The organism is Variovorax sp. TBS-050B, from assembly GCF_029893635.1.
GTDB lineage: Bacteria > Pseudomonadota > Gammaproteobacteria > Burkholderiales > Burkholderiaceae_C > Variovorax.
Map to the genome: position 1 here is coordinate 364,572 of NZ_JARXYR010000002.1, position 25,860 is coordinate 390,431.

31 protein-coding genes and 1 pseudogene are annotated in these 25,860 nt (G+C 69.0%); 13 read left to right on the forward strand and 19 right to left on the reverse strand.

Annotated features, from left to right (window positions below; translation table 11 throughout):
* Window positions 1-8 precede the first annotated feature (8 nt).
* Genes panC through M2165_RS04595 form a run of 3 tightly spaced genes read left to right on the forward strand, consistent with a single transcriptional unit; the run spans window position 9 to window position 1,916 of the window.
* Window positions 9-851, forward strand: a complete 843-nt coding sequence (gene panC / locus M2165_RS04585; protein ID WP_280813500.1) for a pantoate--beta-alanine ligase — start codon at window positions 9-11, stop codon at window positions 849-851.
* Complete coding sequence (gene queE, locus M2165_RS04590; RefSeq protein WP_280813501.1) at window positions 848-1,486, forward strand: 7-carboxy-7-deazaguanine synthase; 639 nt, start codon at window positions 848-850, stop codon at window positions 1,484-1,486. The genes panC and queE overlap by 4 nt, the downstream gene beginning before the upstream one ends.
* A gap of 10 nt (window positions 1,487-1,496) precedes the next feature.
* Entirely contained in the window at window positions 1,497-1,916 is a 420-nt protein-coding gene (locus M2165_RS04595; protein ID WP_280813502.1) for a 6-carboxytetrahydropterin synthase, read from the forward strand.
* Window positions 1,917-1,973: 57 nt separating this feature from the next.
* On the opposite strand, the gene nadA is transcribed toward M2165_RS04595, so the two are convergent.
* From nadA to M2165_RS04625, 6 genes and pseudogenes are all read right to left on the reverse strand, one after another.
* Window positions 1,974-3,089, reverse strand: a complete 1,116-nt coding sequence (gene nadA, locus M2165_RS04600; RefSeq protein WP_280813503.1) for a quinolinate synthase NadA — start codon at window positions 3,087-3,089, stop codon at window positions 1,974-1,976.
* A gap of 7 nt (window positions 3,090-3,096) precedes the next feature.
* Window positions 3,097-3,975 (reverse strand): carboxylating nicotinate-nucleotide diphosphorylase, encoded by an 879-nt coding sequence (nadC, locus tag M2165_RS04605; protein WP_280813504.1) that lies wholly within the window; start codon window positions 3,973-3,975, stop codon window positions 3,097-3,099.
* A gap of 39 nt (window positions 3,976-4,014) precedes the next feature.
* Window positions 4,015-5,031 (reverse strand): NAD(P)H-dependent glycerol-3-phosphate dehydrogenase, encoded by a 1,017-nt coding sequence (locus tag M2165_RS04610; protein ID WP_280813505.1) that lies wholly within the window; start codon window positions 5,029-5,031, stop codon window positions 4,015-4,017.
* Window positions 5,032-5,055: 24 nt separating this feature from the next.
* Entirely contained in the window at window positions 5,056-5,517 is a 462-nt protein-coding gene (secB, locus tag M2165_RS04615) for a protein-export chaperone SecB (RefSeq protein ID WP_280813506.1), read from the reverse strand.
* Between the two features lie 169 nt (window positions 5,518-5,686).
* Window positions 5,687-5,948 (reverse strand): annotated as a pseudogene (grxC, locus tag M2165_RS04620) (glutaredoxin 3).
* 67 nt (window positions 5,949-6,015) lie between these two features.
* Window positions 6,016-6,423 (reverse strand): rhodanese-like domain-containing protein, encoded by a 408-nt coding sequence (locus tag M2165_RS04625; protein WP_280817469.1) that lies wholly within the window; start codon window positions 6,421-6,423, stop codon window positions 6,016-6,018.
* An 81-nt stretch (window positions 6,424-6,504) separates the two neighbouring features.
* On the opposite strand from M2165_RS04625, the gene gpmA reads away from it, so the two are divergent.
* The 3 genes from gpmA (at window position 6,505) to moeB (ending at window position 9,567) form a co-directional block, all read left to right on the forward strand.
* Window positions 6,505-7,248, forward strand: coding sequence for a 2,3-diphosphoglycerate-dependent phosphoglycerate mutase (gene gpmA, locus M2165_RS04630; protein ID WP_280813507.1), 744 nt, complete (start codon window positions 6,505-6,507; stop codon window positions 7,246-7,248).
* A 103-nt stretch (window positions 7,249-7,351) separates the two neighbouring features.
* Window positions 7,352-8,794 carry a S41 family peptidase gene (locus M2165_RS04635; RefSeq protein WP_280817470.1) on the forward strand — a complete coding sequence of 481 codons (1,443 nt, stop codon included), beginning with the start codon at window positions 7,352-7,354 and terminating at the stop codon, window positions 8,792-8,794.
* Window positions 8,795-8,808: 14 nt separating this feature from the next.
* Window positions 8,809-9,567, forward strand: coding sequence for a molybdopterin-synthase adenylyltransferase MoeB (moeB, locus tag M2165_RS04640; RefSeq protein WP_280813508.1), 759 nt, complete (start codon window positions 8,809-8,811; stop codon window positions 9,565-9,567).
* A 16-nt stretch (window positions 9,568-9,583) separates the two neighbouring features.
* Here moeB and M2165_RS04645 read toward each other — a convergent pair whose 3' ends face one another.
* Window positions 9,584-11,596: an AsmA family protein gene (locus tag M2165_RS04645; RefSeq protein WP_280813509.1), complete on the reverse strand. Its 2,013-nt coding sequence runs from the start codon at window positions 11,594-11,596 to the stop codon at window positions 9,584-9,586.
* A 237-nt stretch (window positions 11,597-11,833) separates the two neighbouring features.
* On the opposite strand from M2165_RS04645, the gene M2165_RS04650 reads away from it, so the two are divergent.
* Window positions 11,834-12,238, forward strand: coding sequence for a response regulator (locus M2165_RS04650; protein ID WP_280813510.1), 405 nt, complete (start codon window positions 11,834-11,836; stop codon window positions 12,236-12,238).
* 43 nt (window positions 12,239-12,281) lie between these two features.
* Here the strand turns inward: M2165_RS04650 and M2165_RS04655 are convergent, their stop codons facing one another.
* Window positions 12,282-12,914: a response regulator transcription factor gene (locus M2165_RS04655; protein ID WP_015866882.1), complete on the reverse strand. Its 633-nt coding sequence runs from the start codon at window positions 12,912-12,914 to the stop codon at window positions 12,282-12,284.
* A gap of 130 nt (window positions 12,915-13,044) precedes the next feature.
* Between M2165_RS04655 and M2165_RS04660 the strand changes: the two genes are divergently transcribed.
* From M2165_RS04660 to M2165_RS04685, 6 genes are all read left to right on the forward strand, one after another.
* Window positions 13,045-14,364: a CHASE3 domain-containing protein gene (locus M2165_RS04660; RefSeq protein WP_280813511.1), complete on the forward strand. Its 1,320-nt coding sequence runs from the start codon at window positions 13,045-13,047 to the stop codon at window positions 14,362-14,364.
* A gap of 176 nt (window positions 14,365-14,540) precedes the next feature.
* Complete coding sequence (locus M2165_RS04665) at window positions 14,541-14,705, forward strand: DUF1328 domain-containing protein (protein ID WP_280813512.1); 165 nt, start codon at window positions 14,541-14,543, stop codon at window positions 14,703-14,705.
* A gap of 53 nt (window positions 14,706-14,758) precedes the next feature.
* Window positions 14,759-15,133: a hypothetical protein gene (locus tag M2165_RS04670; protein ID WP_280813513.1), complete on the forward strand. Its 375-nt coding sequence runs from the start codon at window positions 14,759-14,761 to the stop codon at window positions 15,131-15,133.
* Between the two features lie 41 nt (window positions 15,134-15,174).
* A complete protein-coding gene (locus M2165_RS04675; RefSeq protein WP_280813514.1) occupies window positions 15,175-15,558 on the forward strand; it encodes a hypothetical protein in 384 nt (127 codons plus the stop codon).
* On the forward strand, window positions 15,545-16,057 hold the full coding sequence (locus M2165_RS04680; protein ID WP_280813515.1) for a hypothetical protein: 513 nt from the start codon (window positions 15,545-15,547) through the stop codon (window positions 16,055-16,057). Before M2165_RS04675 ends, M2165_RS04680 begins: the two co-directional genes overlap by 14 nt.
* Window positions 16,054-16,611, forward strand: coding sequence for a ferritin-like domain-containing protein (locus M2165_RS04685; protein ID WP_280813516.1), 558 nt, complete (start codon window positions 16,054-16,056; stop codon window positions 16,609-16,611). Before M2165_RS04680 ends, M2165_RS04685 begins: the two co-directional genes overlap by 4 nt.
* An 89-nt stretch (window positions 16,612-16,700) precedes the next feature.
* On the opposite strand, the gene M2165_RS04690 is transcribed toward M2165_RS04685, so the two are convergent.
* The 11 genes from M2165_RS04690 to M2165_RS04740 form a co-directional block, all read right to left on the reverse strand.
* Complete coding sequence (locus tag M2165_RS04690; protein ID WP_280813517.1) at window positions 16,701-17,177, reverse strand: BON domain-containing protein; 477 nt, start codon at window positions 17,175-17,177, stop codon at window positions 16,701-16,703.
* Between the two features lie 128 nt (window positions 17,178-17,305).
* Window positions 17,306-18,130: a DUF429 domain-containing protein gene (locus M2165_RS04695; protein WP_280813518.1), complete on the reverse strand. Its 825-nt coding sequence runs from the start codon at window positions 18,128-18,130 to the stop codon at window positions 17,306-17,308.
* A 13-nt stretch (window positions 18,131-18,143) separates the two neighbouring features.
* The gene (locus M2165_RS04700; RefSeq protein ID WP_280813519.1) at window positions 18,144-19,025 is read right to left on the reverse strand and encodes a DMT family transporter; all 882 of its coding nucleotides are present in this window, start codon (window positions 19,023-19,025) and stop codon (window positions 18,144-18,146) included.
* Window positions 19,026-19,035: 10 nt separating this feature from the next.
* A complete protein-coding gene (locus M2165_RS04705) occupies window positions 19,036-19,458 on the reverse strand; it encodes a BLUF domain-containing protein (protein WP_280813520.1) in 423 nt (140 codons plus the stop codon).
* Between the two features lie 2 nt (window positions 19,459-19,460).
* Window positions 19,461-20,192 (reverse strand): GTP cyclohydrolase I, encoded by a 732-nt coding sequence (gene folE / locus M2165_RS04710; RefSeq protein ID WP_280813521.1) that lies wholly within the window; start codon window positions 20,190-20,192, stop codon window positions 19,461-19,463.
* 73 nt (window positions 20,193-20,265) lie between these two features.
* The gene (locus M2165_RS04715) at window positions 20,266-21,021 is read right to left on the reverse strand and encodes an endonuclease/exonuclease/phosphatase family protein (protein WP_280813522.1); all 756 of its coding nucleotides are present in this window, start codon (window positions 21,019-21,021) and stop codon (window positions 20,266-20,268) included.
* Window positions 21,018-21,491: a dihydroneopterin triphosphate diphosphatase gene (gene nudB / locus M2165_RS04720; protein WP_280813523.1), complete on the reverse strand. Its 474-nt coding sequence runs from the start codon at window positions 21,489-21,491 to the stop codon at window positions 21,018-21,020. The genes M2165_RS04715 and nudB overlap by 4 nt, the downstream gene beginning before the upstream one ends.
* Before the next feature lie 7 nt (window positions 21,492-21,498).
* Window positions 21,499-23,304, reverse strand: a complete 1,806-nt coding sequence (gene aspS / locus M2165_RS04725) for an aspartate--tRNA ligase (protein WP_280813524.1) — start codon at window positions 23,302-23,304, stop codon at window positions 21,499-21,501.
* Window positions 23,305-23,338: 34 nt separating this feature from the next.
* Entirely contained in the window at window positions 23,339-23,959 is a 621-nt protein-coding gene (locus M2165_RS04730; RefSeq protein WP_280813525.1) for a DUF502 domain-containing protein, read from the reverse strand.
* A 16-nt stretch (window positions 23,960-23,975) separates the two neighbouring features.
* Complete coding sequence (locus tag M2165_RS04735; protein WP_280813526.1) at window positions 23,976-24,311, reverse strand: FmdB family zinc ribbon protein; 336 nt, start codon at window positions 24,309-24,311, stop codon at window positions 23,976-23,978.
* A gap of 95 nt (window positions 24,312-24,406) precedes the next feature.
* The gene (locus M2165_RS04740) at window positions 24,407-25,855 is read right to left on the reverse strand and encodes a sodium:solute symporter family protein (protein ID WP_280813527.1); all 1,449 of its coding nucleotides are present in this window, start codon (window positions 25,853-25,855) and stop codon (window positions 24,407-24,409) included.
* Window positions 25,856-25,860: the final 5 nt, after the last annotated feature.

Below are 25,860 nucleotides of genomic sequence, written 5' to 3' on the forward strand. Positions count from 1 at the left end.
ACCCTCCGATGAAGATCGCACGCACCATTGCCGAACTGCGCGAGCACCTCGCCGGCTTCGAGCGCCCCGCCTTCGTCCCGACCATGGGCAACCTGCACGACGGCCATCTCGCGCTCGTGAAGCAGGCGATACCGCTCGGCGACGTGACCGTGGCCAGCATCTTCGTGAACCGGCTGCAGTTCCTGCCGCACGAGGACTTCGACACCTACCCGCGCACCTGGGAGAGCGACTGCGAGAAGCTGCGCGGGGCCGGCTGCAACCTGCTGTTCGCGCCCGACGAGCGCGCGCTCTACCCCGAACCGCAGACCTGCAAGGTGCATCCCGACCCGGCGCTCGCCGACATCCTCGAAGGGCATTTCCGGCCCGGCTTCTTCGTCGGCGTGTGCACCGTGGTGATGAAGCTGTTCCAGTGCGTGCAGCCGCGGGTGGCGGTGTTCGGCAAGAAGGACTACCAGCAGCTGATGATGATCCGCCACATGGTGCGCCAGTTCGCGATGCCGATCGAGATCGTGGGCAGCGAGACCTTCCGCGCGCCCGACGGGCTCGCACTGTCGTCGCGCAACGGCTATCTGAGCGAAACCGAGCGCGCGGAGGCGGTGCAGCTCTCGAAGGCCCTGCAGGCGATGGCCGAGGCGGTGCGCGCGGGCGGGCGCGACCTGGCCGCGATCGAGGCGCGGGCCATGCAGACGCTCGCGCAGCGCGGCTGGCAGCCGGACTACCTGGTGCTGCGGCGCCGTGCAGACCTGCGCGAGCCCGCGGCCGGCGATGCGCTCGTGGCGCTGGCGGCGGCGCGCCTGGGCAGCACCCGGCTGATCGACAACCTCGAGATCGAGGCACCGGCCGCGTCATGACCTACAGCGTCAAGGAAATCTTCTACACGCTGCAGGGCGAAGGCGGACAGGCCGGCATGCCGGCCGTGTTCTGCCGCTTCGCGGGCTGCAACCTCTGGTCCGGCCGCGAGGAAGACCGGGCCTCGGCCGTCTGCCGTTTCTGCGACACCGATTTCGTCGGAACCGACGGCACCCTGGGCGGCAAGTTCAGGACCGCCGCGCAGCTCGCCGACACCATCGCGGCCCAGTGGCCCGCCGGCGAGGCCGACCACCGGCTGGTGGTGCTGACCGGCGGCGAGCCGCTGCTGCAGGTCGATGCCGCGCTGGTCGAGGCGCTGCATGCGCGGCGCTTCCGCATCGCGGTGGAGAGCAACGGCACCGTCGAGGCGCCCGCGGGCATCGACTGGCTCTGCATCAGCCCCAAGGCCGGCGCGCCGTGGGTGCAGCGGCAGGGCCAGGAACTGAAGCTGGTGTGGCCGCAGCCGGGCTTCGACCTCGACGCCATGGCCCGCACCGGCCAGTTCGCGCACCGCTTCCTGCAGCCGATGGACGGGCCCGACCGGCTCGCCAACACGCAGCTGTGCATCGACGCCTGCATGCGCCAGCCGGCCTGGCGCCTCAGCGTCCAGACCCACAAGATCACCGGCATCCGCTAGGACTTTCTTCATGCGCTTCACCATCAGCCAACGCTTCTTCTTCGACGCCGCGCACACGCTCAAGCGCGAGATCGAGGCCGAGGGCAGCCGCCGCATCCACGGCCACACCTACCACGCGGAAGTGTGGCTCTCGGGACCGCGCGATCCCCAGACCGGCATGGTGGTCGACCTCGGCCTGCTGCGGCGGCATCTCGATGCGGTGCGCGAGCAGCTGGACCACCACCTGCTCGACGACGTGCCCGGGCTGCATCCGCCGACGCTCGAGAACCTGTGCCTGTTCATCGCCGATGCGCTGCCGGCGCTGCGGGAATCGCTGGTGCGCGTCCGGGTCTGGCGCGAGGCGCTCGGGGACGGCTGCACCCTGGATTTGCCCCCTCCCCCGCTGGGGGAGGGCTGGGGTGGGGGCACGGGGCCTGCCCAACGCCCCTGAGCGTTCGACCGCCGGGCGCCCCCATCCCGGCCTTCGCCCAGAGGGGGAAGGAGTGATTCAGGCCGCGCCGATGCCCGCGACCAGGCTGCCGGGCGCCTGGCCGTTCTTCAGGCCCGCGGTGAACGCGAGCATCCGGTCGATCGGCAGCCGCGCGCGCAGGCCGAGTGCCGGATCGACGTGGACCTGGCCCGCGCCGGTCTCCAGCGCGTTCGCCAGTTCGGCCAGGCCGTTCATCGCCATCCACGGGCAGTGCGCGCAGCTCTTGCAGGTGCCGCTGTTGCCGGCGGTGGGCGCCGCGATGAAGGTCTTGCCGGGATTCAGCGTGCGCAGCTTGTGCAGCATGCCGGTGTCGGTGGCGACGATGAATTCGGTCGCGTCCATGCGCTGCGCGGCGCCGAGGATGACCGAGGTGGAACCCACCGCATCGGCCAGCGCGATGACCTCCGACGGCGATTCGGGATGGACCAGCACCTTGGCGTTCGGATGGTCCTTCATGAGCAGTTCGAGCTCCAGCGCCTTGAACTCGTCGTGCACGATGCAGGCGCCGTTCCAGCTCACCATGTCGGCGCCGGTCTGGCCCCGGATGTAGTCGCCCAGGTGGCGGTCCGGCCCCCAGAGGATCTTCTGTCCCGCCGCATGCAGCGCGCGCACCACGTCGAGTGCGCAGCTCGAGGTCACGAGCCAGTCCGCGCGCGCCTTCACGGCCGCGCTGGTGTTGGCGTAGACCACCACCGTGCGGTCCGGGTGCTGGTCGCAGAAGGCGCTGAAGTCCTCCACCGGGCAGCCGAGGTCGAGCGAGCAGTTGGCGTCCAGGTCGGGCATCAGCACGCGCTTCTCGGGCGAGAGGATCTTCGAGGTCTCGCCCATGAAGCGCACGCCCGAGACCACCAGCGTGGTCGCGGCATGGTCGCGGCCGAAGCGCGCCATCTCGAGCGAATCGCTCACGATGCCGCCGGTTTCCTCGGCCAGGTCCTGCAGGTCGGGATGCACGTAGAAGTGCGACACCATGACGGCATTGCGCTCGACCAGCAGGCGGCGGATGCGCTGCTTGAGCGCCTCGCGCTCCGCGGCCGAGGGCTCGGGCGGGACGCGCGCCCAGGCGTGGCGCGTGTCACAGACGGCGCCCGCGCGCACGGGCTGCTCGTAGTCGACGTCGATGACCGGGGATCGCATGGCCGGCTCAGCCTTCCTGGAAGCGCATCGAGTAGTCGACGGCCTTCACGTCCTTGGTCAAGGCGCCGACCGAGATGCGGTCCACGCCGGTCTCCGCCAGGGCGCGCAGGCCGTCGAGCGTGACGCCGCCCGAGATCTCGAGCACGGCGCGGCGCCCCTCGCCGGCCTCTTCGTTGATGCGCACGGCCTCGTGCAGCGTCGGCAGGTCCATGTTGTCGAGCAGCACCATGCGCACGCCGCAGGCGAGCGCCTCGCGCAATTGCGCGAGCGTCTCGACCTCGATCTCGACGAAGTCGGCACGCGCCGCGACGGACTCGGCCGCGCGCAGCGCCGCGGCCACGCCGCCGGCCGCGGCGATGTGGTTTTCCTTGATCAGCACCGCGTCGTACAGGCCGATGCGGTGGTTCAGGCCGCCGCCGGTGCGCACCGCGTACTTCTGCGCCAGGCGCAGCCCGGGCAGGGTCTTGCGGGTGTCGACGATGCGGGCGCGCGTGCCGCGCACCGCGTCGGCGTAGTGCGCCGTCCTGGTGGCGACCGCGCTCAGCAACTGGAGGAAGTTGAGCGCGGTGCGCTCGGCGGTCAGCAGCGCGCGCGCACTGCCTTCGATCTCGAGCACGGTCTGGTCGGCTGCGCAGCGCTCGCCCTCGGCGCAGAGCCACCGCAGGCGGGCCTGCGGATCGAGCTGCCGTACCGTGGCCTCGACCCAGGGCGCGCCGCAGACGACGGCCGCCTCGCGCGCCAGCACGCGCGCGCGGGCGCGGCGGGCGGGGTCGACCAGCGAAGCGGTCAGGTCGCCGTCCGCCACGTCTTCCTGCAGCGCACGCACCGCGTCCGCCTGGGCCAGCGCGGCCACCGCCGGCGCCGAGAAATCAAAGCGAAGGCTCATGGCTTTCCTGTCTCTTCGTTTTTTTTGGAATGAAGGTCGTCAGGCATCCGGCCGGACCGACTCGGGCACGGGATCGCGCCCGGTCAGCGAGGCGACGGCCTCCCCCGGGCCGAGGTGGCCGTCGAGCAGCGCGACCACGCTCTCGGCGATCGGCATCTCGATGCCCAGGCGCCGCGCGCGCTGCACCACGGTGCGGGCGCAATAGACGCCTTCGGCCACATGGCCCAGCGAGGCCACGGCCTGCGCGAGGGTCTGGCCCTGCGCGAGCAGCAGCCCCACCTTGCGGTTGCGGGAGAGATCGCCGGTGGCCGTGAGCACCAGGTCGCCGAGCCCGGAGAGGCCCATGAAGGTTTCCGCGCGCGCGCCCAATGCGAGCCCGAAGCGCGTCATCTCGGCCAGGCCGCGCGTGACGAGCGCCGCGCGCGCATTGAGGCCGAGCGCCAGGCCGTCGCACAGCCCGGTGGCGATCGCCAGCACGTTCTTGACTGCGCCGCCGACCTCCACGCCCACGATGTCGTCGTTGGCATAGACGCGCAGCGCCGGGCCGTGGAAGGCATCGACCAGGGCATCGCGCACCTCGGCATGGGGGCTGGCGGCGACCAGCGCGGTGGGGCGGCCTTCGGCGACCTCCTGCGCGAAGCTCGGGCCGCTGAGCACGCCGGCACGCAGTTCGGGCGCCACCTGGGCCCAGATCTCATGGGCCAGCAGGCCGAAGGCGTCCGGGTCGCCCGCGAGCGCCGGCTCCACGCCCTTGCAGAGCCACGCCACCGGTGCGCGGCTGCCGCGCAGCGCGGTGAGCTGTTCGCGCAGGGCCGCCATGGGCGTCGCGACGATGACGAGTTCGGCGCCGGCCTGCGCGGTGCGCAGGTCGCCTGAACGGACCGCCAGCTCGGGCGGCAGGCTCAGGCCCGGCAGGTAGCGGCGGTTTTCGCGCGCCTGCGAGATCGCTTCGGCCTGGGCGGCATCGCGCGCCCAGAGCGTGACCTCATGGCGGCCCGCCGCATTGACGGCCAGCGCCGTGCCCCAGGCACCGGCGCCATGAACGCAGATCTTCATCGGCGCTGGCGGCGTGCCGCCGGTTTACTGCGCGAGGGTGGGCGCAGGCTGGCCGGCGGCCTGGGCCTGCTGCTGCTCGTACATGGCCTGGAAGTTGATTTCCGCGAGGTGCACGGGCGGGAAGCCGCCGCGCTGGATCACGTCGGCGACGTTGCCGCGCAGGTACGGATAGACGATCTGCGGGCAGGCGATGCCGAGGATCGGACCCATCTGGTCTTCGGGCAGGTTGCGGATCTCGAAGATGCCGGCCTGCTTGGCTTCGACCAGGAACACGGTCTTGTCGCCGATCTTGGTCTGCACGGTGGCGGAGACGGTGACTTCGAAGATGCCGTCGGCCACGGGCTGGGCGTCCACGCCGAGCTGGATGTCGACCGTGGGCTGTTCCTGTTCGAGCAGGATGGCCGGGGAATTGGGTTGTTCGAGCGACAGGTCCTTGAGGTAGACGCGCTGAATCTGGAACACGGGGTTTTCTTGCTGGTCGGCCATGGCTGGACTTTCGAGGATCAAAACAATGCCCGCCGGGGTGGATAACCCGCAGCGGGCTGCAGATGCGAGAACCGAAGATTATGGCCCGTCGCGGCGACGGCCCCGTGAAACGGCCGGCACGCGGCCCGGGGCGGTCGGGCGAAGTGCACGGATCGGCGGGAAAACCGGCTCAGGCGCCTTGCAGCAGCGGCACCAGTCCGCCGCGGCTGTCGAGCGCCATCAGGTCGTCGCAGCCGCCCACGTGGGTGTCGCCGATGAAGATCTGCGGCACGGTGCGCCGCTGGGTGATCTCCATCATGGTGTTGCGGGCCGCGGGATCGCTGTCGATGCGGATCTCCTCGATCTGATCGACGCCCTTGGACTTGAGGATCTGCTTGGCCCGCACGCAGTACGGGCAGAACGCGGTGGGTGTACATCTTGACGGCTTGCATGGGCTGTACCTTGGGAGGTCCTTCCTTTTTTCAACCAGGCCGGCACCGGGGGAAATCCCGGAGGCGATCAGGCCTTCTCGACAGGCAGGTTAGCCTCTTTCCACGCCTTGAGCCCGCCGGAGACGGCTTGGGCCTGCTCGTAGCCCAGTTTCTTCGCCATGGCCACGGCGCGCTGGGCGCGGGCGCCGGTGGCGCAGACCAGCAGCAGCGGCACGTTCTTGTTCTTGACCGTGCCGGTCAGTTTTTCCTCGAGCTGGTTCAGCGGGACGTTCCGGGCGCCGATCATGTGGCCGGTGGCGAACTCCTCGGGTTCCCGCACGTCGACCAGCACCGCGCGCTCGCGGTTGATGAGCTGCACCGCCCCCTGGGCCGTGAGGGAGCCGCCGCCGGTGCCGCGGACGAGCGGCCACGCGAGCAGGCCACCCGAGCTGAGCGCGATGAGCAGCAGCATCCAGTTCGCGGTGACGAATTCGATCAATTTCACGGGGGTTCCTTGGATGGCAAACCCGGGATTTTAGAATGCTGGTTTTCCCAAGCGCTGCCAAAGGCCTCCCACATGCACAAACTGGTACTGATCCGCCACGGCGAATCGACCTGGAACCTCGAAAACCGCTTCACCGGATGGACCGACGTCGACCTCACCGAGACCGGCGTCGAGCAGGCCAAGCAGGCCGGCCGGCTGCTCAAGGCCGAGGGCTACGACTTCGACGTGGCCTACACCAGCGTGCTCAAGCGCGCGACGCGCACCCTCTGGCACACGCTCGACGAACTCGACCGCACCTGGCTGCCCGTGGTGCATTCGTGGCGCCTGAACGAGCGCCACTACGGCGGCCTGCAGGGGCTCAACAAGGCCGAAACGGCCAAGAAGTACGGCGACGAGCAGGTGCTGATCTGGCGCCGCAGCTACAACGTGCCGCCGCCCCCGCTCGAAGCCGACGACCCGCGCAGCGAGCGCGGCGACATCCGCTACGCCAAGCTCTCGCCGGAGCAGATTCCGCTGACCGAATGCCTGAAGGACACGGTGGCGCGCGTGCTGCCGTTCTGGAACGAATCGATGGCGCCGGCCATCCGCACCGGCCGCCGGCTGGTGGTGGCGGCGCACGGCAACTCGATCCGCGCGCTGGTCAAGTACCTCGACGGCATCTCTGACGATGCGATCGTCGGACTGAACATCCCGAACGGCATTCCGCTGGTGTACGAGCTGGACGACGACCTCAAGCCGCTGCGCCACTACTACCTGGGCGACGCGGCAGCCGCCGAAAAGGCCGCCGCGGCGGTGGCCTCCCAGGGCAAGGGCTGAAAAAGAAAGCCCCCGGACGGCAGCCCCCCGTGGAACCCCGGCAGGCAATTTGCTTCCAAGCTGTGTATATTGGTTCGACAGCCGACAAGGACATTCACTCATGATGGGCCAGAAATTGAAGATTACCGGCTGGGTCGCCGCTGGCGCCGTGGCCGGCGTCCTGACCACCGTCTCGCTGCAGACGGTCGCACGCGGCTCGCTCGCGCCACTCCCGCTCGAAGAACTGCAGCAGCTCGCGGCCGTCTTCGGCATGGTCAAGAGCGACTATGTCGAGCCGGTGGACGAGAAGAAGCTCATCTCCGACGCCATCTCGGGCATGGTTGCAGGGCTCGATCCGCATTCCCAGTACTTCGACAAGAAGTCCTTCAAGGAATTCCGCGAGGGCACGACCGGCCGCTTCGTCGGCGTGGGCATCGAGATCTCGCAGGAGGACGGGCTCATCAAGGTGGTGTCGCCGATCGAGGGTTCGCCGGCCTTCCGCGCCGGCCTCAAGCCCAACGACCTGATCACCAAGATCGACGACACCGCGGTGCGCGGGCTGTCGCTCAACGAAGCCGTCAAGCGCATGCGCGGCGAGGCCAACACCAAGGTGCTGCTGACGATCTTCCGCAAGGACGAGAGCCGCACCTTCCCGGTCACGATCACGCGCGAGGAAATCCGCACCCAGTCGGTCCGCGGCAAGGTCATCGAGCCGGGCTACGGCTGGATCCGCCTGTCGCAGTTCCAGGAGCGCACGGTCGACGACTTCGTCAAGAAGGTCGACGAGATCTACAAGCAGGAGCCGAACCTCAAGGGCCTGGTGCTCGACCTGCGCAACGACCCGGGCGGCCTGCTCGACGCGGCGGTGGCGATTTCGGCCGCCTTCCTGCCCGAGAACGTCACGGTGGTCACCACCGACGGCCAGCTGGCCGAGAGCAAGTCGGTCTACAAGGCGGCGCCGGAGTTCTACCAGCGCCGCTCCGGAAGCGATCCGCTGCGCAACCTGCCGGCCGCCCTCAAGACGGTGCCGCTGGTGGTGCTGGTGAACGAAGGCTCGGCCTCGGCCAGCGAGATCGTGGCCGGCGCGCTGCAGGACCACAAGCGCGCCACCATCATGGGCAGCCAGACCTTCGGCAAGGGCTCGGTGCAGACCGTGCGTCCGCTCGGCCCCGACACCGGACTCAAGATCACGACCGCGCGCTACTACACGCCGAGCGGCACCTCGATCCAGGCCAAGGGCATCGTGCCCAACGTGCTGGTCGACGAAAGCGCCGAGGGCAGCCCCTTCGCCGCGCTGCGCATGCGCGAGGCCGACCTGGAGAAGCATCTGGCGAGCGGCCAGGGCCCCGAGGTCAAGGACCCGGAACGCGAAAAGGCGCGCGACGAAGCCCGCAAGCGCCTCGAGGAAGAGGCCAAGAAGCCGCCGCAGGACCGCAAGGTGCCCGAATTCGGCAGCGACAAGGACTTTCCGCTGGTCCAGGCGCTCAACCGCCTGAAGGGTCAGCCGGTGCTGGTCAGCAAGACGCAGATCATCGTCGAGAACAAGGAAGAGAAGAAGGAAAACTGAGGCAGTCCGGGCGCATGGAAGACAGCGAGCTCCTGCGCTATTCGCGCCACATCCTGCTCGAGGAATTCGGCATCGACGGCCAGGCGCGCGTCAGTGCCGGCCGGGCATTGGTCATCGGCGCGGGCGGCCTGGGGTCGCCCGTGGCGCTGTACCTCGCGGCCGCGGGCGTCGGCCACGTGGCGCTGGTCGACGACGACGAGGTCGACCTCACCAACCTCCAGCGCCAGGTCGCCCACACCAACGCGCGCGTGGGCAGCCTTAAGGTCGAGTCGGCCGCGCAGGCGATGCGCGACATCAATCCCGCGATCACCATCGAGACGCATGCGCTGCGCGCGGACGAGGCGCTGCTCGCGCGCCTGGTCGCGGAAGCGGACGTGGTGATCGACTGCTGCGACAACTTCGCCACCCGCCACGCCGTCAACCGCGCCTGCGTGGCGCATGGCAAGCCGCTGGTCGCGGGCGCGGCGATCCGCTTCGACGGCCAGCTGAGCGTCTACGACACGCGCGATGCAGCCTCCCCCTGCTACGCCTGCATCTTCCCGCCCGACGCGGCCTTCGAGGAAACGCTCTGCGCGGTGCTCGGCGTGTTCGGGCCCGTGGTCGGCACCATCGGCACGCTCCAGGCCAGCGAGGCGCTCAAGCTGCTCGCGGGGATCGGGCCGTCGCTCGCGGGCAAGCTGCTGATGTTCGACGGACGCCGCACGGCCTTCGACACGCTGCAGATCGCGCGCGACCCGCATTGCAGCGTGTGCGCCGAACGGCCGGGTCGCTGACCGGCCTTCGATTCGCTCAGGGGCGCTGCTTCGCGCCCTTTGCCTTGGCCGCGCCGGCGGCCGCTGTCCCGGCAGTGGGCTTGTTGGCCTCGGCGAGCACGCCCTTGCAGTCCGCATCTTCGCCCGGGCCGGTCTCGATGGTCGCGGCCAGCGCCAGCAGCGGATTGAGCGCGCCGAGCACCAGCGCCGCGAGGCCGCGTTCGGCCAGCGGCACCGCCTGCACCCCGCCCGAGGGCGAGCCGAAGGTGCCGCCGACGACCAGCGGCGTGCGCAGCGACAGGATGCTCGCGTCCTTGGGCTCGGGGCGGACCACGAAGTCGAGCTTCTCGGTCGCGAGGTTGGCCTCCCCCGAGGCATAGAAGACCGTGTCGGCCGTGTCGAGCACCATGCTGCGGCTGCGCATGACGCCCTTCTCCACGTTGAAGGCCACCGCGGCGCAGCGCAGCTCGACGTTGCGGTCACCGCGCAGCAGGAACTTGATGATCTCGCCGCCGTCGAGCCCCATGAACTCGAGCAGCAGGTTGCTGAAGCGGCCGCGTCCGGTCATCGCCGCCACGTCGCCCGAAGCGCCGCCGAGCCAGCTCGACACCGAATTGCCCCGGCCCGAAAGCTGAAGCCGCCCGTCGAGCCGGCTGAAGCTGCTGCGCATGGTCTCGATCTTCGGGATCAGCCGGTTGAGCTGCACGTTGCGCAGGTCGAGCGAGGCGCGGATGTCCGCCGGGTTCTGGGTGGCATCGATGCGGATCGCACCCACGAACTTGCCCCCGCCCACGCCGAGGTCGAGCGGATCGAGCGCCAGCACGCCGTCCTTGAGCCGGACCTGCACGCTGCCGCGGTCGAGCGGCACGTCGCGCACGTTGCGGATGCGGTCGGCGGTGTACTTGACCTCGGCGTTCATCGCGCGCAGGCGGTCGAAGTCGAGGGTGGCCGTGGGCAGCACCTTGGCGCCCGGCGCGCGCTTGGTCTCGATGGTCGGCGGCGGGGCCACGCCCTCCACCGCCTTGGCGGAGCGCTCGGTGGGCTTCAAGCCGATCAGCGGTCCGAGGTCGTCCATGTCCATCACCTTCGAGCGCAGATCGCCCGCGAGGTGCGGACGCTGGCCGCCCTGGTCGAAGCGCATGTCGCCCGCGATGTCGGACAGGCCGAGCCGCCCCTTGAGGCCGGCCACCTCCCACTGCGTGCCGCGCTTGCGCAGGTCGCCGCTCAGCGCATAGGGGGAGGTGTCGGGCAGCGCCACGCCGAGCAGCGGGAACAGCGCCCCGAGGGTCTGGCCCTTGAGCTCGAATTTCGCCTCGATGCCGTCGAGATCGGCGAACTGGGTCACGGTGCCGGCCGCCTTGAGCTTCGTCTGCCCCGCCGCGGCCTGGATCTCCATCGGGAACGGCGGCTGCCCGGCGGCGTTGAGCTGCAGCACGTTGCCGGTGCGGCCGTCGGCGGTCAGCGGCTGGCCCTTGTAGCGGCCCTTGATGCTGTAGGCCAGCGGCAGTTCGCCGCGGCTGGTGTCGTAGCTCACGTCCGCATGCACGTCCACGCCCAGGTGCTGGGCGAGGAAGTCGACGGCGCCGCCGTCGATCTGCATGAGGCCGATCACCGGCACCGTGCCGGGATCGGCGGTGTCCTTGCCGAGCGCCCAGGTGCGGCGGCCGTCGGCCTCCATCTGCAGCCCGAGCGTGGGCGACGACAGCGCGAGCCTCGGGATCACCACCCTCTTCCCGAGCAGCGGCCAGAGCCGGATGTCGAACTCGGCATGCTCGGCCTTGAGCAGGTAGGGGTCGCGCGCCCACGGCGGGTTGGCGAACTCGATGCCGTCGGCCTTGACGGTCGCGCCGCGCAGGCCGATGCCGACGTCGAGCCGGCGCGTGATCTCGAACTTGCGCCCGGTCTTCTCGCTGACGTAGCGGTTCACCGGCTCGCGCAGCCTGTCCCACGGAAAGAACGCCAGCAACAGTGCCAGCGCCGCGAAAAGCAGCACGAAGGCGGCCAGCAGCTTGAGCCAGAGCGGCCGGGTGCGCAGGACAGTCGTTGCCATGGTGCGGGGATACACCGCGCGCACGCGGCCTCGGGTCGGTCGCAGACCGCAGAGACCGTGAGTGAAAGCCTACGGAAAGATGCCCCGGCCCGGCGTCGTCAGAACCCGCCTACAACACCGTTCCCCCGAACCCTGCATGATGCTCGTCGGCGACGCCTCACCCTTCGATGCCCAGGTACTCGCCAGCAGGCGTTCCGGGGCGAACGCCTGCCAACGTCAGAGGAAGCGCGGTTCGGCATGGATACAAGATTGCAGACATACATCGTCGAAGACAACCTCACGATCCGTGAAAACCTCATTGGCACCCTGGAAGAGCTCACCTGCACGACCGTGGTCGGCTTCGCGGAAACCGAAGTCCATGCGAAGCAATGGCTTCAGGAGCACAGCGACGAGTGGGATCTCGCGGTGGTCGATCTCTTTCTCAAGCAGGGCAGCGGGCTGGGCGTGCTGCAGGCCTGCGCGTCGCGCCGGTCCAACCAGAAGGTGGTCGTGCTCAGCAACTATGCGACGCCCGACATCCGGCGCCGCTGCGCGGAGTTCGGGGTCGATGCGGTGTTCGACAAATCGAACGAGATCGATGCACTGGTGGACTTCTGCATTCTCGAAGCGGCGGCGCACCGCCCCGCCACCGGCACCGACTGAGGAAGGCGCGGCCGCGCCGCGCGGCCTGCTTCCCCGGACCGGCTCAATCGATCAGCTTGTTCTTCAGCGCGTAGTACGTCAGGTCGCTGTTGGAGGAGAGGTTCATCTTCTCCATCAGCCGGGTGCGGTAGGTGCTGACGGTCTTGACCGAGAGCGACAGCGTCTTGGCGATGTCGCCGGCGGTCTCGCCCTTGGCGAGCTTCAGGAACACCTGGAACTCGCGCTCCGAGAGCTGCTCGTGCGGCGCGGCGTCGTCCTTGCGGTCGAGCTGGCGCGCGAGCAGTTCGGCCACCGCCGGCGTGATGTAGCGGCGGCCGAGCGAGATCGTGCGGATGGCGTTGACGATCTCCATCGGATCGCATTCCTTGTTGAGGTAGCCGCTCGCGCCCTGACGGATGAGGTTCATCGCGTAGTGCTCTTCGGGGTAGCCGCTCAGGATCAGGATGCCGACGTCCGGCGCCTTGGCGCGGATCATCGCGAGCGCGTCGATGCCGCTCTGTCCCGGCATGGAGAGGTCCATTACCAGCACGTCGAGTTCGGTGGTGCGCACGAGCTCGATGGCCTCGCGACCGCTCGCGGCCTCGCCGGCCACGCGCAGATCCACGTGCTCGGAGAAGAACTGCCGCAGGCCCGACCGCACGATGGCATGGTCGTCCACAATTCCAATTTTGATCATCTGTTACTTTCTTCGTTGTGTCGCGCCCGTGGAAGCCGCAACATGCCGGTCCCTGGTTGTTGTCAATTATTCACGAACTTGTGTTGAACGCACCGGTTAAAGTTTCATGCACTGGTTAGCTCCTCCAAAAATGGCCCTGAGCCTGCTGCTCGCGGCATTGGCCGCGCTGGCCCTCGTCGGCATCAACGAGGCGGGCTATCGCCAGTCGAGTCGTGCCCTGGCCGACATCGGCGAGGCACAGAAGGTGCGCAGCACGCTCAACCAGCTCCTGCAGAACATGCTCGATGCCGAAACCGGCCAGCGAGGCTACCTGCTGACCGGCGAGGCGAGCTATCGCCAACCCTACGACACGGCGGTCCGGCAGGTCGACGGCAACCTCGCGGCGCTGCGCCAACTTTACGCCGAACGGAAGGCCGAGCGCGCCCGGCTCGCCGAGCTGTCCAAGCACGTGCTGCGCAAGGTCGCCGAGATGGACATGAGCGTGCGGCTGCGGCAGGACGGCAAGGAGGACGCCTGGAAGTTCGTCATGACGACCGACGTCGGGCGCGAGGAAATGGAAGCCATTCGCAAGACCGCCGGCGAGCTGATGGAGATCAGCAACAAGACCCTGCACGACGGGCAGGTCCAGGTCATGAACTCGCTGCGGCTCGCGCGCATCGGCACCGCGATCGTGGCGCTCGCCGCGCTGCTGGCCTTCTTCCTGTACCTGCGCCAGACCCATGCGCTGCGCTCGGTCGGCGAGCGCCAGCAGGAGGCGCTGCAGCGCGAGCGCAATGCGCTGGAGGACGAGGTGCGCGAGCGCACCGCCTCGCTGGCGGAGCTGGCGACCCACCTGCAGGACGTGCGCGAGACCGAACGCGGCTACCTGGCGCGCGAACTGCACGACGAGCTCGGCTCCCTGCTGACCGCGGCCAAGCTCGACGTGGCCCGCCTCAAGTCGCGGCTGCTCGACACGCCCGACGCCACCCAGCGGCTGCAGCACCTGACCGAGCTGCTCAACAGCGGCATCGCGCTCAAGCGCCGCATCATCGAGGACCTGCGGCCGTCGTCCCTGTCGAACCTCGGGCTGGTCGCGTCGCTCGAGATCCTCGGCCGCGAGTTCGCCGAGCGCTCGGGCATCCCGGTGCAGATGGCGCTCGAGCCGGTGACCATGGACGAATCGCGCCAGCTCACGATCTACCGCATGGTGCAGGAGAGCCTCACCAACATCGGCAAGTACGCCGAGGCCACCGAAGCGACCATCGTGCTGAAGAACTACGAGAACCACGTGATCGTGGAAGTGGCCGACAACGGCAAGGGCTTCGACCCCCTGCGCATCCGGCCGTCGACGCACGGGCTCGCGGGCATGCGCCACCGTGTGGAGGCCGCGCGCGGCAAGCTCACGATCTCTGCGGCGCCCGGACGCGGCACGCGCGTGAGCGCCATGCTGCCGGTGGTCAACGTGCGCTGATTGCGGGCGCCATCCCTGCTGCCGGGGAACTCGGCCGTCTCCTACGCTCCCCGCGCCCGGACGCTGACAGTTCCCCGTGGGCGCCCCACTTATGGTTGCACCATGCCGTCGCGTCCCCGCACCGAGGGGAACGCACGGCGCTTGCAAACAACGAGCGAAGTCTCGAAGGAGTCCACATGTTGTATTACGCAGTGGTGTTTCTGGTCATCGCGCTGATCGCCGCCGTGCTCGGCTTCGGCGGCATTGCAGCCAGCGCGGTGGGCATCGCCAAGATCCTCTTCGTGATCTTCGCGGTGCTCGCCATTGCGAGCTTCCTCGCCGGCTTGCTACGACGCAAGTAGCGTAGGTACGATCCACAGGCTCCCGCCATTCATCTCCCTGAAAGGAAATCCCCATGAACACGACCAAGACCCCTTCGCAACTTGCCGACGACGCGCGCCAGACCGCCAACGAGGCGGTGGAAACGACCAAGGCCTACGCACAGAACGCGGTGAATGCCGCCGGCGAAAAGGTTCGCGAACTGCGCCGCGACGTCGAGCCCGGGGTCGAGCAGCTCGCGGCACGCGTGCAGCAGGCCGTCCAGCGCGGCCTCGACGCGGCCTCGACCACGAGCGCCCGCGCACAGCGCCGCCTCGAACAGGCGGCCGACGTGACCGGCCGCTACATCTCCGACCAGCCCGTGCGCTCGGTGCTGCTGGCGGCCGCGGCCGGTGCCGCGATCACGGCGCTGATCGTGCTGGCCAGCCGCAGCCGCCGCGACGACTACTGATCCGCCGACGACGACCGAGGCCTGCAGGGACCCCGCGCACCATGCTCCATCCGATCTTTTCCACGGTGCTCGGGCATCCGGAACTCATCGCCGATCACGCCGCGAACTATGCGGCGCTGGTGCGGCAGGAAGCCTCGGAAGCAGGCCGCAGCCTCATGGCCCGCGTGCTCGCGGGCGCCTTTGCCGCCGCGAGCGCGATGCTGGCGCTGGGCCTCATCGGCATGGCCGTGCTCCTGGGCGTGCTGCACGGCAGCTTTCACTGGGTGCTGGTCGCGGTGCCCGGCGTGGCGCTGGTCGTGGCCGGCATCTGCACCTGGGTGGCGACGCGGCCGTTCCCCGGCCATGGATTCGACGATCTGCGCGCCCAGGTCGAAGCCGACCTGCGGGCGTTGCACGAAGCAGGAGCCCGCGATGAACGGCACTGAACGCAGCCTCCTCACGCCGCAGGAGCGGCTCGCCATCTCGCGGCGCGCGCTCGTGCGGCAACTCAACGGCGGCGAGGACGCGCCGCCGGACGACGAGCCCCGCGGCGCCGGCTGGCCCTTCGGCTCGCACGAGCCGCCGCCGGGAGCGGCGGGCGCCTTCGACGACACGGTGGACCGCCCCCCTCCGGGCCGGGGCGGCGCGCTGCCCTGGATCGCGATGGCGCGCAGCATGACCGCGCGCTGGTGGCGCCGTCATCCCGCCCATGCGCTCGGCCAGCTTGCGCGTCCCGTGCTCGAACACTATGCGCGCAAGGAGCCCGCGAAGCTCATGGCGATCGCCGCCGCCACCGGCGCGGTGATCGTGCTCGTCAGGCCCTGGCGCCTGCTTTCGTTCACCGCGGTGCTCGCGGCGGTGCTCAAGACCTCCGACGTGGCTGACGTCGTCAACACGTTGATGCAGCAGCAGAAAAACACAAGCCCACGAAAGGACTCTCGATGAATGCCAATGCTTCCCCCGCCGGTTCGGGCGAGCACCAGCGCCTGGTGCTCGACGAACAGGCCATCGGCGCCGCGGCCAAGAGCCTCGACGACGGTGCCGTCACGCCAAGCTACGGACCGTGGCGCGACGACGTCGTCAAGCTGTTGAACGACGCCCTCGCCACCGAACTGGTGTGCGTGCTGCGCTACAAGCGCCACTACTTCACGGCCAACGGCGTGGCCTCGCCCGCGATCGCCGAGGAGTTCCTCGTCCATGCGAACGAGGAATCGGCCCATGCCGACCGGATCGCCGAGCGCATCGTGCAGCTCGGCGGCGAGCCCGACTTCGCGCCGAACGGCTTGCTTGCGCGCAGCCATGCCGGCTACGACGAGTCGACCGACCTGCAGGCCATGGTGCGCGCGAACCTGGTCGCCGAGCGCATCGCGGTCGAAACCTATCGCCAGATGATCAACCTGATCGGCGACAAGGACCCGACCACGCGGCGCATGCTCGAGGACATCCTATCTGACGAGGAAGAACACGCCGACGAGCTCAAGGACTGGCTCGGCCACTGAACCGGCGGCCCCGGTCTGGCGCCGACGTGAAAAAGCCCGGTGACCCCGGGCTTTTTGCATGGCGAGCGCAAGCAGCGCGAAGCGGCCGCTCAGCCGCGGACTTCGAGCAGGTTGTTCACCGAGCTCACGCCCTGCACGCCCTTGGCGATCTCCTCGGCGCGCGCCTTGGCCGCGGCCGTGGGCGCCGGGCCCTTCAGGCTCACCACGCCGCCCTTCGTGTCGACGTCGATCTTGATCGCGCTCAGGTCCGGATCCTTCGCGAGCCCCGCGGACACCGAGGCGGTGATCGTGGCGTCGCTCACCGTGGCGCTCACGGCGGCGCCGGTGTCCTTGGCGGCATCCTTCACTTCGGCGGTGGTGCCCGAGGCATCGACCTTCGCCTTCGCGTCCTTGAGGGCGTCCGCGGTCTTGGCGGCGGCGGTCTCGGCGGCCTGCTCGGTCTTGGCGAGGGCGCTGTCGAGCTTCTGGCCCGCGGTGCGGTTGTCCGAGTTGTCGCATGCGACGAGGCTCAGTGCCGCGCCCGACAGCAGCACGGCGGCAAGGGTGGAACGATGCGTCTTGTTCATGGGGAATCCTCCAGTCACTCCGCAGGATGCGGAAATCGGCAAACGGCCCGGACGGGCCGCACCCCAATCTAGCTTTCCGGGCACGCGGAACGGCTGGCCGGAGGGCGCGAACCGCTGTAGGACGGGGCTCAGGCCGTGACGATCCAGCCCTCGACCGGATCGAAGTGCGTCGGCAGCCCGTAGCCCGGCCCGGGCGTCGAGGCGCGCGCGGCGCTCCATGCGGCCTGCACCAGGCACAGCACCGCATCGAGGTGGTCGCCGCGGGCGTCGCCGAGCAGCTCGGCGCGCTGGGTGGCGTCGAGCGCGAGCTTCAGCCCGAGGCGTGAGCTGCCGGCCTCGAGTGCCGCCAGCAGGTCGGTCCGCGCCGCGAGCCGCTCCGGCGTCTGCTTGGCGGCCTCGTCGCTCTTGTAGCTGCGCCGGCCGATCAGCTCGCGCGCGAGCAGCCCCGGATAGGCTTCGAGCGCGACGCGGTCCGGGTTGCGGCCGGCATGCAGCCCCGGCATCCGCGCGCCCGCTTCGAGCAGCGGCGGCACGCCCGCGTGGAGCATGAACGCGACGGGCGGGTTCACCCATTTCATCGAGGTGCTCGAACCCGCGGGCGCATCGGTGGCGCGGTGCGCGAACTTGCCGCCCACCGGCCGGGCCGCGCAGAAGGCGGCGAAGGTGGCGCGGATCTCGGCGCGGCTCAGGCCGGCGTAGTGGCGCATGAGCGCCTCCCATTCGAGCGGCCAGCGCAGCTGCTCCACCAGTTCGCGCGGCAGCCCGAACGGGAAGTCGAAACCGCCGATCCAGGCCGGCTCGCTGCAGAGCCAGTCGGCCCAGGCGCCGAGCGTGACGAAGCGCCGCAAGCCGCCGAGCACCAGCCGGCCGTCCGCGCCCGCCTCGCCCGCGGCCACGACGATCGGCTTGCGCGCCGTGGGTGCGCAGGAGAAGTCGCAGCCGAAGAGCAGCATCGCCGCGCCGCCTTCAGCCGAGCGCCAGCGCCACCACGCCGGCCGCGATGAAGAGGGCGCCGAGCAGGCGCAGCAGGCGGTCGCCCTCGCGCAGCAGATGGCCGCCGATCAGCGCGGCGAAGAGCATCGAGACCTCGCGCGCCGGCGCGACGTGCGAGATCGGCGCCTGCTGCACCGCATAGAGCACGAGCACGTAGGAGACCGGGCTGATCGCCGCGACGAGAAGCGCGTACTTCCACTGCGCCCGCCACATGGCCGCGGTGGTGGCGCGGTCGCGCAGCGCCACGGGCGCCAGCAGCAGCACGCGCACGAAGTTGCTGAAGTAGTCGAGCAGGATCGGCGACATCGCGAGGAATTTCACCGCATAGCTGTCGGCCACGGTGTAGGCCGCGATGAAGGCGCCGGTCAGCACGCCGTAGCGAAGTCCCTTCCGCACCCGTTCGCGCTGCACCGGATCGTGCTGCCGGCGCCACAGCCGCGGCCCGCCCGCCACCAGGAACACGCCGAGCACCACGCCGCCGATGCCCGCGACGCCGACGAGGCTGATGCGCTCGCCCAGGAACAGGATCGCGACCAGCGAGGACAGCAGCGGCCCGGAGCCGCGCGCGAGCAGATAGACCACGGTGAGGTCGGACTTGCGGTAGCCGCGCAGCAGCACGACGTAGTAGAAGACGTGCAGCACGCCGCTGAGCGCGACGAAGCCCCATTCGGTGGCGCCCCATGCCGGCACCACGTGCCAGCCCAGCGCAATGCCCACGGGCGCCCAGAGCACCGCCATGAACACGCCGCTCTGGAGCGCGAAGCGCGCGTCGCCGTTCGCCTTCTTGGCGGCGATGTTCCAGCTGGCGTGGATGACCCCGGCGAGCAGGATCAGCGCGAAGGCGGAGAGGGGCACCCCCGGGAGATCAGTGGCGCCCGACGATGGCGGCCGTGGCCATCAGTTCCTCGAGCAGCGCCAAGGAGACCTTGCCGGAGACCGCGTACGGGTTGAGCTCCGGCTTTTCCGAGTACTTGAGCAGCGTCGAGGCGTTGAGCTTGGAGAGGTTGACCTGCCCCATGGTCCAGCCGCCGAAGCGGCGCTCGGAGATTTCCTCGTAGTGCAGCAGCACCACGTCCTTGTGGCGCGGATCGCGCTGGATGTGGCCGTAGAGCTCACTGATCGCCATGCGCCCGCCCTCGATGGCCTGCAGGAAGGTGCCGGCGCCGTAGCAGAGGATGCCGGTGATGCCGCAGGCCGTGTTGTGCGCGCGGGACTGCGCGAGGATCGCCTCGACCGCCTCGGGGCTGGTGTCGACGGCGCGGCTCGCGTAGAGAAGTCGGACCAGCATGCTCAGTTCTTTCGGGGCAGGAGGGAAAGGAATTCGCGGCGCAGGCTCGGATCCTTGAGGAACACGCCGCGCATGACGGAGTTGATCATCTTGCTGTCCATCTCCTTCACGCCGCGCCAGGCCATGCAGAAATGCTCGGCCTCCATGACCAGCGCCAGGCCGTCGGGCTGCGTCTTCTCCTGGATCAGGTCGGCCAGCTGCACCACCGCCTCTTCCTGGATCTGCGGCCGGCCCATCACCCATTCGGCCAGGCGCGCGTACTTCGACAGGCCGATCACGTTGGTGTGCTCGTTCGGCATCACGCCGATCCACAGCTTGCCGATGATCGGGCAGAAGTGGTGCGAGCAGGCGCTGCGCACCGTGATCGGGCCGACGATCATCAGCTCGTTCAGGTGCTCGGCATTGGGAAACTCGGTGAGCGAAGGCGGCGGCACGTAGCGGCCCTTGAACACTTCGTTCAGGTACATCTTGGCGACGCGGCGCGCGGTGTTGCCGGTGTTGTGGTCGTTCTCGAGGTCGATCACCAGGCTTTCGAGCACGTCCTTCATCTTGAGCTCGACCTCGTCGAGCAGCGCCTCGAGCTCGCCGGGTTCGATGAATTCGGCGATGTTGTCGTTGGCGTTGAAGCGCCTGCGCGCGGCCGTCAGGCGTTCACGGATCTTGACCGAGACGGGCGTGCCCTCGTCGTCGTTGTGTCCATCGGGGCGCGGTTCCACGTCGGTTTTCCTCAGCATCCGGGCATCGTACCAGCGAATGGCTTCGGGCTCTTCAGCCCTGCACCGCCCGTGGCTTCTGAGGAAATTGCTATCAATTCTGAAGCGAAAAATCGGCCACCAGCGGCAGGTGGTCAGACATGCGCGCCCAGATCGGCCCGCGCGGCACGGAGCAGGCCGCGGGTTCGAGCTGGCGCCCGTAGATGAAATCGAGCTGCGCGACCGGCAGCCGCGAGGGATAGGTGAGCGTTCGCGCGCCGCGCAGGTCGCTGGTGTCGCGCAGGCCCATCGCGTTCATGGCGTAGCGCATGCGTGCACCCCAGTCGTTGAAGTCGCCCGCGACGACCACCGCCTCCCCGGCCGGCACCTCGCTCTCGATGAATTCGCGCAGCCTGGCGACCTGGCGCACGCGGCTGCCCTTGATGAGCCCCAGGTGCACCACGATCGCATGCACCGGCCGGCCCTCGAATTCGATGACCACGTGCAGCAGCCCGCGCTGCTCGAAGCGATGGTCGGAAATATCGCGGTGGCCGGTGCGGATCACGGGCCAGCGCGTGAGCAGCGCATTGCCGTGTTCGCCGTGGCGCGTGATGGCGTTGGTCTCGTAGACCGCGGTGTAGCCCTCGGGCGCGAGGAAGTCGGCCTGCGGCAGCTCGGGCCAGCGCGCGAAGCGGGCGGCGGCCTGCCGGTTCATCTTGCGCACCTCCTGCAGGCAGACGATGTCGGCATCGAGCTGCTCGATCGCATGGCCCAGGTTGTGGATCTCCAGGCGCCGCGCAGGGCCGATGCCCTGCACACCCTTGTGGATGTTGTAGGTGGCCACCCGGAGGGTCGGTGCCGGCAGGTTCATCGTGCAAATTCTGGCAGCAACAGAATGGCTTCGGCGTTCGACGGGGAAAAGCAGGCATCGGCCGCCTCGCGGTAGGGCAGCCATTTCCATTCGGTGTGCTCGCGCGGCGCGAGCACCGGCACCAGGCGCTCGGGCACGCACAGGCCGAACAGATGCTCGGTGTTGTGCGTGACGCCCGGCGCATAGCGGGCGCGCCAGCGCGGATAGATCTCGTAGACGTTGCGCAGCTGCCAGTCGACCAGTCCGGCGGCGAGCGGGCTGCCCGCGCCGCACTGGATGCCGGTTTCCTCGGCCACCTCGCGCGCCGCGGTGAGCATGAGCGGCTCGTCGGCCGCGTCCTTGCTGCCGGTGACCGACTGCCAGAAATCCTCGGCATCGGCCCTGCGGATCAGCAGGACGTCGAGCGCGGGCGTGTGGATGACGACCAGCACCGACTCCGGAATCTTCCAGGGTCGGTCAGCGGTCGTCATGGTCGCATCAGGCCGCCGGCTGGGGATTGCGCAGCCGGATGTGCAGCTCGCGCAGCTGCTTCTCGTCGACCGGGCTCGGCGCCTGCGTCAGCAGGTCCTGCGCGCGCTGGGTCTTGGGGAAGGCGATCACGTCGCGGATCGACTCGGCGCCGGTCATGAGCATGACGAGGCGGTCGAGGCCGATCGCGATGCCGCCGTGCGGCGGCGCGCCGTACTGCAGCGCATCGAGCAGGAAGCCGAACTTGGCTTGCGCGTCCTCGGCGTTGATCTTGAGGGCGCGGAACACCTTGCTCTGCACTTCCTCGCGGTGGATACGCACCGAGCCGCCGCCCATCTCGATGCCGTTGAGCACCATGTCGTAGGCCTTGGCGATGCACTTCTCGGGCGCGGTGTCCATGAGGTCTTCATGGCCGTCCTTGGGTGCGGTGAACGGATGGTGCACGGCGCTCCAGCGCTGGCCTTCCTCGTCGAACTCGAACATCGGGAAGTCGACCACCCAGAGCGGCGCCCAGCGCTCGTCGAACAGGCCGGCCTTCCTGCCGAAGGCGCTGTGGCCGATCTTGACGCGCAGCGCACCCATCGCGTCGTTGACGATCTTTTCCTTGTCGGCGCCGAAGAACAGGATGTCGCCGTTGCACGCGCCCGTGCGGGCGATGATCTCGGCCAGCGCGGCATCGTCGAGGTTCTTGACGATCGGGCTCTGCAGGCCGTCGCGGCCGGCCGCCGCGTCGTTGACCTTGATGTAGGCCAGGCCCTTGGCGCCGTAGATCTTGACGAACTCCTGGTAGGCGTCGATCTCGCCGCGCGAGAGGCCGCCTTCGGCGCCGCCGCCCGGCACGCGCAGCGCGACCACGCGGCCGCCCTTCATCGTGGCCGCGTTCGAGAACACCTTGAACTCGACGCGCTTCATGAGCTCGGTCAGCTCGGTGAACTCGAGCTTCACGCGCAGGTCGGGCTTGTCGGAGCCGTACTTGAACATCGCGTCGGCGTAGCTCATGGTCGGGAACACCGGCAGCTCGATGCCCGCGGCATTGCGGAACACGTTGCGGATCATGCCCTCGAACATCTCGCGGATCTCCTCCTCGGCGAGGAACGAGGTCTCGATGTCGATCTGCGTGAATTCGGGCTGGCGGTCGGCGCGCAGGTCCTCGTCGCGGAAGCACTTCACGATCTGGTAGTAGCGGTCGTAGCCCGCCACCATCAGCAGCTGCTTGAACAGCTGCGGCGACTGCGGCAGCGCGAAGAAGCTGCCGTCGTGCACGCGGCTGGGCACGAGGTAGTCGCGCGCGCCTTCGGGCGTGGACTTGCCGAGCATCGGCGTCTCGATGTCGATGAAGCCGTTGGCGTCGAGGAACTTGCGCGTTTCCATCGTCACCTTGTAGCGCAGCATCAGGTTGCGCTGCATCGCGGGGCGGCGCAGGTCGAGCACGCGGTGCGTGAGGCGGGTGGTTTCCGACAGGTTGTCGTCGTCGAGCAGGAACGGCGGCGTGACCGAGGGGTTCAGCACCTTGAGCTCATGGCAAAGGACTTCGATCTTGCCGCTCTTGAGCTGGTCGTTGGTCGTGCCTTCGGGGCGCGCACGCACGAGGCCGGTGATCTGCACGCAGAACTCGTTGCGCAGGTTTTCCGCGACGGCGAAGGTGGACGCGCGGTCGGGGTCGCACACCACCTGGACGTAGCCCTCGCGGTCGCGCACGTCGATGAAGATCACGCCGCCGTGGTCGCGCCGGCGGTTGACCCAGCCGCACAGGGTGACGGTTTGGCCCAGCAGGGCTTCGGTCACAAGACCGCAATAGTGAGTACGCATGGCCATAGTTCGATTCCAGCGCCACGGAGGCGCGTTTGTATTAGCGGGTCGCGATGGACGCCGGGCCGCCTGGGACGACCACCCCCATCGAGACGATGTACTTGAGCGCTTCGTCCACGCTCATCCTGAGTTCGATGCAGTCGCTGCGCTTGAGCATCACGAAATAGCCGCCCGTGGGGTTGGGCGTGGTCGGCACGTAGACGCCGAGGTAGTCGCCGCCGCCCAGGTGCTCCACCACTTCGCTGCCGGGCGTGCCGGTCACGAAGGCAATGGTCCAGACGCCTTCGCGCGGCCACTGCACCAGCACCGCGGTGCGGAAGGCGTTGCCGTTCTCGGAGAACAGCGTGTCGGAGACCTGCTTGACGCTGGAGTAGATCGACCGCACCACCGGAATGCGCCGCACCACGGCATCGCCCCAGCCGAGCAGGCGCTTGCCGACGAAATTGCTCGCCACGGCGCCGACCACCAGCAGGATCGCCAGCGTGAGCAGCACGCCGAGGCCGCGCACGTTGTTGTCGTGCAGCCAGCTCTGCCAGCTGGCCGGCAGCACCCAGAGCGTCTGGTCCAGCGTGTCGATGATCCACTTCAGCACCGCGAGGGTGATGAACAGCGGAACGATCACCAGCAGGCCGGAGAACAGCCATTTGCGCAGGGCGAGCATGGTGCGTGTCTTCTTCTCAGTCGCTCTTGGCGGCCGCGGCGGGTGCCGGCGCGGGGGCAGGTGCCGGTGCGGGCGCGGGGCTGGCGGAAGCTTCCGCGCTGCCGGCCGCCGGTGCGGGCGCGGCGGCGTCGCCGTTCTTGGCCGTGGCGGATTCGGACTTCTTGCCGCCCCCGTCGCGGAAATCGGTCACGTACCAGCCGGAGCCCTTGAGCTGGAAGCCGGCGGCGGTGACTTGCTTCTCGAATGCACTCGCGCCGCACGCCGGGCACACCGTCAGCGGCGCGTCGGACATTTTCTGCAATGCGTCCTTGGCAAAGCCGCAGGCACTGCACTTGTAGGCGTAGATGGGCATGGGATGGAGTGGGGAAAAACGCGGCCCGACAACAGGGCGGAAGCCGCTCGCAAAGCCCTCGATTATAAGGGCCGCCCCCGCGCCGGGGGCGGGCTTCAGGCCGGTTCCGTGGCCAGCATCCGGTGCGGCGTGCGGGTGTCGGTCACCCACTGGGGCGCCAGCGAACCCGCCACCATGCCGGCCAGCGACGCGAGCACGCCCGCCAGCTGGGCCGGGAATGCGCTGCCCCAGGGCATGTAGAGGAACAGCAGCCAGGTGCCGATGCCGAAGCCGATCGACGCGATCGCGCCCTGCGTGGTGGCGCGCCGCCAGTAGAGCCCGCACACCAGCGGCACGAAGGCGCCGACCAGCGGCACCTGGTAGGCGCCCGAGACCAGTTCGTAGATGGGCGTGCCCTGCATGCGGATGGCGTAGGCCAGCACCGCCGCGCTGAAGACCAGCACCGTGATGCGCATGGTCAGCAGGTTCTGGCGGTCGGTGCCGGAGGGGCGGAACTGGCGCCAGATGTTCTCGGTGAAGGTGACGCTGGGCGCCAGCAGCGTGGCCGAGGCGGTCGACTTGATGGCCGACAGCAGCGCGCCGAAGAACAGCACCTGCATCACGAAGGGCATCTTCTCGAGCACCAGCGTGGGCAGCACCTTCTGCGGATCGTCCTTGAGCAGCGCCGCGGTCTGCTCGGGCATGATCAGGAGCGCGCTGGCGACCAGGAACATCGGCACCGCGGCGAACAGGATGTAGGCCACGCCGCCGATCACCGGCCCGCGCGTGGCCGCCTTGACGCTGTTGGCCGACATCACGCGCTGGAACACGTCCTGCTGCGGAATGGAGCCGAGCATCATCGTGATGGCGGCCGCGAAGAAGAACACCATGTCGTGCCAGTTGGGCTCGGGCCAGAACTTGAAGAGGTCCTTGCTGACCGCGAAAGCCACCACCTTGTCGGCGCCGCCGGCCATGTTGCCCGCGAACATCGCGATGACCGCGAGGCCGACGACCAGGATGATCATCTGGACGAAGTCGGTCACGGCCACCGACCACATGCCGCCGAACAGCGTGTAGGCCAGGATCGAGACGACGCCGATCACCATGCCCGTGGGAATGCCGATCGCGCCGCCCGAGAGCACGTTGAACACCAGCCCGAGCGCCGTGACCTGGGCCGAGACCCAGCCCAGGTAGCTCAGCATGATGATCAGCGAGCAGGCCACCTCGACGCCGCGGCCGTAGCGTTCGCGGTAGTAGTCGCTGATGGTCAGCAGCGTCATGCGGTAGAGCTTGCCCGCGAAGAACAGGCCCACGAGGATCAGGCAGGTGCCGGCGCCGAACGGGTCCTCGATCACGCCGTTCAGGCCGCCTTCGATGAACTTGGCCGGTATGCCGAGCACCGTTTCCGAACCGAACCAGGTCGCGAAGGTGGTCGTCACGATCATGAACAGCGGCAGGTGCCGCCCCGCGATCGCGAAGTCGGTGGTGTTCTTCACCCGCTTCGCGGCATACAGGCCGATCGCAATGGTGACCAGCAGATAGACGACAACCAGCGTCAGCAGCACGGGAC